This window comes from Streptomyces sp. NPDC026417, assembly GCF_055567695.1.
In genome coordinates, this window is record NZ_JBVHPY010000074.1 from 1 (window position 1) to 6,176 (window position 6,176).

General features: G+C 65.8%; 5 protein-coding genes, 1 tRNA gene and 3 pseudogenes. 2 read left to right on the forward strand and 7 right to left on the reverse strand.

Going from position 1 to position 6,176, the window contains the following annotated elements; genetic code table 11:
- Both ACZ4NT_RS38440 and ACZ4NT_RS38445 read right to left on the reverse strand, forming a co-directional pair.
- Positions 1-863 (reverse strand): IS5 family transposase gene (locus ACZ4NT_RS38440; RefSeq protein ID WP_467730073.1). Its coding sequence is split into 2 segments (ribosomal slippage): positions 1-494 and positions 494-863, totalling 864 coding nucleotides; the frame shifts between segments, so codons are not numbered across the junction.
- Positions 864-981: 118 nt separating this feature from the next.
- Positions 982-1,113 (reverse strand): hypothetical protein, encoded by a 132-nt coding sequence (locus tag ACZ4NT_RS38445; RefSeq protein ID WP_467730065.1) that lies wholly within the window; start codon positions 1,111-1,113, stop codon positions 982-984.
- A gap of 440 nt (positions 1,114-1,553) precedes the next feature.
- Between ACZ4NT_RS38445 and ACZ4NT_RS38450 the strand changes: the two genes are divergently transcribed.
- Positions 1,554-1,627: transfer RNA gene (locus tag ACZ4NT_RS38450), tRNA-Lys, on the forward strand.
- A gap of 153 nt (positions 1,628-1,780) precedes the next feature.
- Here the strand turns inward: ACZ4NT_RS38450 and ACZ4NT_RS38455 are convergent.
- From ACZ4NT_RS38455 to ACZ4NT_RS38475, 5 genes and pseudogenes are all read right to left on the reverse strand, one after another.
- Positions 1,781-2,053: pseudogene (locus ACZ4NT_RS38455) on the reverse strand (integrase core domain-containing protein); the annotation flags it as partial.
- 54 nt (positions 2,054-2,107) lie between these two features.
- Positions 2,108-3,248, reverse strand: a pseudogene (locus ACZ4NT_RS38460) (IS3 family transposase); the annotation flags it as partial.
- Positions 3,249-3,298: 50 nt separating this feature from the next.
- Entirely contained in the window at positions 3,299-3,973 is a 675-nt protein-coding gene (locus ACZ4NT_RS38465) for a helix-turn-helix domain-containing protein (protein ID WP_467730067.1), read from the reverse strand.
- 202 nt (positions 3,974-4,175) lie between these two features.
- Positions 4,176-4,352 (reverse strand): annotated as a pseudogene (locus ACZ4NT_RS38470) (hypothetical protein); the annotation flags it as partial.
- Between the two features lie 338 nt (positions 4,353-4,690).
- Positions 4,691-5,233, reverse strand: coding sequence for an ATP-binding protein (locus ACZ4NT_RS38475; RefSeq protein ID WP_467730069.1), 543 nt, complete (start codon positions 5,231-5,233; stop codon positions 4,691-4,693).
- Between ACZ4NT_RS38475 and ACZ4NT_RS38480 the strand changes: the two genes are divergently transcribed.
- Positions 5,156-5,692, forward strand: a complete 537-nt coding sequence (locus ACZ4NT_RS38480; RefSeq protein ID WP_467730071.1) for a transposase — start codon at positions 5,156-5,158, stop codon at positions 5,690-5,692. The genes ACZ4NT_RS38475 and ACZ4NT_RS38480 overlap by 78 nt on opposite strands.
- The last annotated feature ends 484 nt before the right edge of the window (positions 5,693-6,176 follow it).

The following is a 6,176-nucleotide window of genomic DNA, read 5'->3' on the forward strand; positions in this document are numbered from 1 at the left end:
TCAAACGGATCTTGCCCAGAGTAGGAATGACGCGAGACTGACCGCTGCTTCGTAGGAGGTGGCGGTCTTGTCGTATCTGGGGGCGATGCCGCGGAAGCGTTTGAGGCGGTTGAAGCAGCGCTCGACAACGTTGCGTCGGCGGTAGACCTGCCGGTCGAAGGCGGGTGGTCGGGCGCCGCGTCGGCCGCGGCCCAGCCGGTGTCGCTGCTGGTCGACCTTCTCTGGGATGGTGCAGACGATACCGCGTTTGCGCAGGTAGGAACGGAACCCGCGGGAGCTGTAGGCCTTGTCGGCGATGACCTGGTTGGGTGTGGAGCGCGGACGTCCACGTCCGGTCCGCGGGACTCGGATGCGTTCCAGGAGGGGTCGCGCGCAGATGCTGTCGTGGCGTTGGCCGGGTGTCAGCAGGATCGCGAGCGGGCGGCCCTTGCCGTCGCAGGCGAGATGGATTTTGGTGGTCAGTCCGCCGCGGGATCGGCCGAGGGCGTGATCGTCTGGTTCGTCCGGCCGGTGGATCCCCTTTTTCGGCCGGTGGCGGCAGCATGCTGGTGGGCGCGGACGATGGTGGAGTCGATCTGGACGAGCCAGTCGATGTCGCCAGCCGTGTCCGCATGGGCCTGGATCTGCTGCAGAGCGCGGGTGAACACACCGTCCAGTGCATAGCGGCGGAAGCGGGTGTAGACGGTCTGCCAGGGGCCGTAGCGTTCCGGCAGGTCACGCCAGGAGACCCCGGTCCGGATCTTGTAGACCATCCCGTTGACGACCTGCCGGTCCGACACTCGCGGCCGGCCCGTCGTAGCCCGCGGTATCAGCGGAGCGAGTAATAACTCCCACTCTAGATCGGTGAGTTCATGACGACGTATCACCCGACTCCGGCGCGCCTGATCACCCAACTCAACCCACCGCCGGCCACCACCCCGCGCACGTGCCGCACTGGTCCTCCTAGCGCCACTAACGACAACAGCAAGCTCGCATCAGCCACTACAAACGACGCGGCCACGTCCTCGAGGTCCGGGCGTCGGTCACCACATCGATGTCGCCGGTCGGGTTCGCTTCCTCAAGCAGTTGCAGGAACTGCTGGTAGAAGGCACTGTTGCGGGACGGCGCGGCCATCGTGACCTCCTGGCCGTCGCGGATGCGCAGGCGCCCGTAGACTCCAAACCTTCCGGACCGCGCGAGTAGTCCGCCTCGTTCTTGATGCGACGGCCGTCGGGCGGCCAGCCCGCCGCCGACGGGAGGGTGCGCGGGATCACCGGCCCCCCGAGTTCGTCGGCGCGCACGCCCGGACGCGCTGTCGGGCAGGTGTACAGGCCGATGATCCGCGAGGATTCGCCGCACCTGAGAACGGCCGACCCCGATCCCCAACCGCCGGGCCTGCCCCACCGGTGCGTCCAGCGTCCACTCCGGTGGGCTGGCCTCGTCCAGCGAGACCAGGGCACCGCATGCTACTTGATCTGCTCTCCGTCAGGCCGATTCGCTCGTTTGCCTAGATGGAGTGGATTAGTCCCCACTATGTGATGTCATGGTCTGCGTGTTCTCAATTTGGATGGATGGGGGCGGTAGCTCAGTTGGTTAGAGCTGCGGACTTTTAATCCGTAGGTCGTGGGTTCGAGTCCCACCCGCCCCACTGCAATCTGCGGACCATGAACTCGTGGTTGGCGGGATCGTACGAGAGGTTCCGGTGCTGGTGACCTGAGTCGGAGATTGGTTGGCAGTAGGCGGCTACTTTGTCGAGGATCTGGTCGGCGGTCTTCGTCTTAGGTGTGCAGCTGACGGACGCCTATGACAGTGGGTCTTGGGCTTTCTGCCGTAGGCGTTCGTAAGGGGTTTGGCCAGCCAGGGCGCCGTGGGGGCGATGGTAGTTGTAGTAGTCCTCCCATTCCTGCAGTTTGCTGTTGAAGAGGTTGACGTCGTCGATGACCTGGCCCTCGAGTAGGCGGTAGAACTCCTCCGAGTCGATGCGGTGGGATCGCTCGACCTTGCCGTTCAGCCGAGGGGTGCGGGGCTTGATGCGGACGTGTCCGATGCCCTTGTCCAGTACGTGCCAGTGGAAGGTCGGGCCTTGACCCGGACTCTTGGACACGGGCTGTGCGGCTTGGGTCAGGGTAGTTGATGTTGTGTCGAGTGCTGTCTCGTAGGCGATGGGGCTGCGTTGTCCGAGGTGGGAGCGTCGGCGTCGGGTGTTGTAGCGGTTGAGCCAGCGGAACGCGTCGAGACGGGCCTCGCGTTCGCTGGACCAGCGCTTTCGGCCCTGAAGCGTCTCGCGTTTGAACGTCGCGTTGAAGGACTCGGCGAGCGCGTTGTCCGCCGAGCTGCCGATCGCGCTCATGGACTGGCGGACGCCGGCCTGGCGGCAGGCGTCGGCGAAGGTCCGGCTGGTGTACTGGGCCCGTGGTCGGTGTGCATGACCGCCCCCGCGAGGCTGCCGCGGGTCCGTTTGGCGGCGGACAGTGCGTTGGTGACGAGGCTGGTGCGCATGTGGTCCGCGATCGCCCAGCCGGCCAGGCGACGTGAGGCGAGGTCGATGACGGTGGCCAAATACAGGAACTTCCCGCCGTCCAGCGGGAGATACGTGATGTCGCCGACGTACTTCGTGTTCGGCTCGCTTGCCGTGAAGTCGCGGCCGACGAGGTCCGGGGCCTTCGCCGCGGCCAAATCCGCAACCGTGGTGCGATGTCTGCGGCGCAAGCGCACGCCCGCCAGACCGGCACCCCGCATCACCCGCGCGATCCGCTTGTGATTGACCCGCTCACCCGCCTCGCGGAGCTCGGCCGTGATCCTGGGGACGCCGTAGGTGCCGTCCGACTCGCGGTGCACGGCCCGGATCCGGGCGGCGAGGCGGGCGTCGGCCGCCCGCCGGACAGCCCGCTCCGCGGCCTCCGACGCCAGTAGTAGAAGCTGGAGCGGGCGATGCCCAGGATGGTGCACAGCGGCTTCACGCCGTAGCGGCGCTGATGGTCGGAGACGAACTGGAAGCGGTTCACCAGCGCGTCTCCCCGGCGAAATAGCTCACGGACCTTCTTCCGCAGAGCGGCGTTCTCCGCCTCCACCGACGTCGGCGGCTCGGCCGGCACCTCCGCCCGGCGCCCCCGGGGCCGGCTCGCTCCGGCCACGCGGACCCAGTTCCGTAGGGTCTCGGGGTTGATTCCCAGATCGGCGGCGACCTGCCGGATCGTCGCCTCGGGCCGCGACTGGTACAGCGCGACCGCGTCCGCCTTGAACTGCGGCGGATAGTTCTTCATGACCACGAGATGTCCGTTCTCAGATCCTCAGGATCCAGTGTCTCGTGTGTCCAGAATCAAGGGTCAAGGCCCGTCTGGCCGAACTCCTGGCCGTTGTCGGCCTGAACCTGGTCAACCGCGAACGGGAGCTTGGCCAGGACGTAGTCGATGAACTGGATTGCGGTCTTCTGGTCGTTGCGGGGGTAGGCGCGCAGCACTCTCAGGCGGGTGCAGTCGTCGATGGCGGTGTACTGGTAGTGGCGCTTCTTCCGTCCGTGCTGGCCCAGCGGCTCGATGAACTTGACGTCGACCTGCAGCTGGTGGCCTGGGCGATGCTTCTCGTACCGCATCCAGCGGATGGAGCGGCGCTTGTAGCGCTGCGAGGCCGGCAGCCGGTTCAGTCCGACTTTCTTCAGGATCCGCCAGACGCCCGACGTGCTGATGCCCACGTCGTGGTAGCGCTGCAGATACATGGCGATCTTCGCCGGGCCGAAGTGGTACTGCTGACGCAACCAAAGGATCTTCTCGACCACGTCGGCGGTCGTGGCATGCGGAGTGTGGTGCGGAGCGCTGGAGCGGTCCTTGAGGCCGTCCAGGCCCTCGGCTTCGTAGCGTCGGCGCCAGGTGTAGAAGCACTGGCGGCTGATGCCGTAATAGCGGCAGGTAGCGGCGATGTTGCCGCTCACCTCTTCCGCGTGACGCAGCACTGCGAGCCGATGGCGGGCGCGTCTTGCGAGCTCGCGTTCAGTCATGGGGGTCTCCTGAGGACGGGAGACCCACCTGTCAACAACGTCCGTCAGTTTTAGAGCTAGGGCCGTGTTTTGGAAGTGATCCGCGGCTCCGCTTCGTGCAGTGATGATCCGGCCCACGGGATCGTGCCATGCTGGCGCCCGAACCGATAGCGCACCGTGGGGAGAATCCAGGTGAGTCGCTCGATGGCCCGTCGAGCAGTCCGCGGGGGCGCCTATAGGGACCAGGGGCTTCGCTACTGCGGCCGACATCGCCTGCAGCAGGTTGGCCCGCTCTGAGGGAAGCAGCCAGGCCGATCGTCTCCAGCTTCAGCGCCACACCTGGCCCGGACGTCGTCGTGACCGCTAGCGAACCACCGAATACCGCACCCAGTGCCGCTCCGTCATGCCGTCAGCATAGGGGCCCGCGGCCCATATGCGGCAGCAGGTCTAGGACGCCTCTCCCTCCTCCTGGATCCGGGCCAGCATCCAGCGGATCGTGTCGATAAGCTCCCCCCGCTGATCATGCTCCGCTCCATAGCCTGTAGTAAGTGCGTGTTCGGTCCCACCCATCCCCCCCACCCCGGCTGCGGTCTGGGTCGGCGCTCCAGCTTGGGATCGGGTTGCGGTTCGGGAGTGACTAGTCATGATCATGTCGGTTTCTCCTTGTACTGGGAAGAGCGCACCCCATCCGCCAGATTGGCGGACGGGGCGGCTAGGGTGCTGAATTAACGGGTGCGATCAGGAGGTGTGGAGGCGAGCCCAGTGCATCCTGCCGTTGTTGTGGGCATGTACACCGTGGGTGTGGGTGAGTGCCGCAACTATGACCATGCCCTGGCCGTGGTCTTCGGGTGCGTGGAAACGGCGCCGGGTCCGCTCGCCGGCGGCCGGGCCCCCGTCGCTAACGCCGATCCATACCTGCCCACTGGCGTGCTGGCGGTACAGGTGCAGAACGATAGGCCCGCAGGAGTGTTCCAGCGCGTTCGTTACCAGCTCCGAGACCACCAGCAGCGCCGTGTCCGCCGTCTCCTGCGCAGTGCTCCAGTCCTGGAGCACCGTGCGGGCGATACGGCGGGCAGCCGCTGGAGTCCGCGGCGAACGGCCCAGCTCCCACATACTCTGACTCAGCGGCCTGCAGAGAGAAGCAACCCGCTCAGAAAGCACAGGCCGCCGCGGAGCAGGAACCCGCTCTAGTGGGCCCTCATCATGGGCGGCAACAGTCTGTACCGCGAGCCGGGCACACCTGTTGTTCTCGCTGACGTGGGTGCCAGAACCGATAAACATCAGGATCACATCCTGGAAACGGTGAACCCCTATCGGGCCTTACACCCACCACACTCAGCCACCCCCGCCCCCCTTACATTAGGGAACCCCCCCCAAACATCTCCCACCCCCAACCGAAGATCGCCAGGATGGTCAGGCCGACGACGATACCCATGCTCGGATGTTGACTCGAGCCGGTCTTCACCCTGGCGGGCGAGACGAACGGGCCCGGGGACAGCGGCCCAGGTGCACGATCTGCGCGAGATCGTCAACGCGATCCTCTACGTCAATCGCACTGGCATCCCGTGGGAGGACCTGCCTCACGACTTCCCGCCGTACAAGACCGTCTACGACTACTACGCGACCTGGGAAGCGGACGGTACGACCCAACAGGCCCCTGACTCTTACGTGGCAAGACCCGCGGAGCCCACGGCCGCAGTACCGAGCCGACCGCGGCCGTGGTCGACATCCAGAGCGTGAAGACCTCGGCAAACGTGGCCGAGAACAGCCAGGGCATCAACGCCGGCAAGAAGAGCAAAGGACGCAAACGACACTGATCACAGCCACGCTCGGTCTCGTACCGGCCGTACCCGTCACCACCGCGAAGGTGCACGACACCACCGGCGGCAAGCTCCTGCTCGACGACCTGGCAGCCGAGCATCACCAAGGTCTGGGCCGACGGCGGATACCAGAACAGTATCCTCAACCACGGTGCCCTGCTCGGCATCGACGTGGAGGTGGTGCAGCGACCGCGGGCGACGGGGTTCGAGCCGCTACCGAAGCGGTGGGTGATCGAACGGACCTTCGACCGGCTGCTGCAGCACCCCGCCTGGCGCGGGACCACGAGTCCTGCCTCGGAGATTTCGAACATTAGTCCACTGGGGCGGTGGCTAATAAAATGCCAGGCAAATCGAAACGTACATTACGTATACAACGCCCTGAACGGTGATCAGGTGCCCTCTCT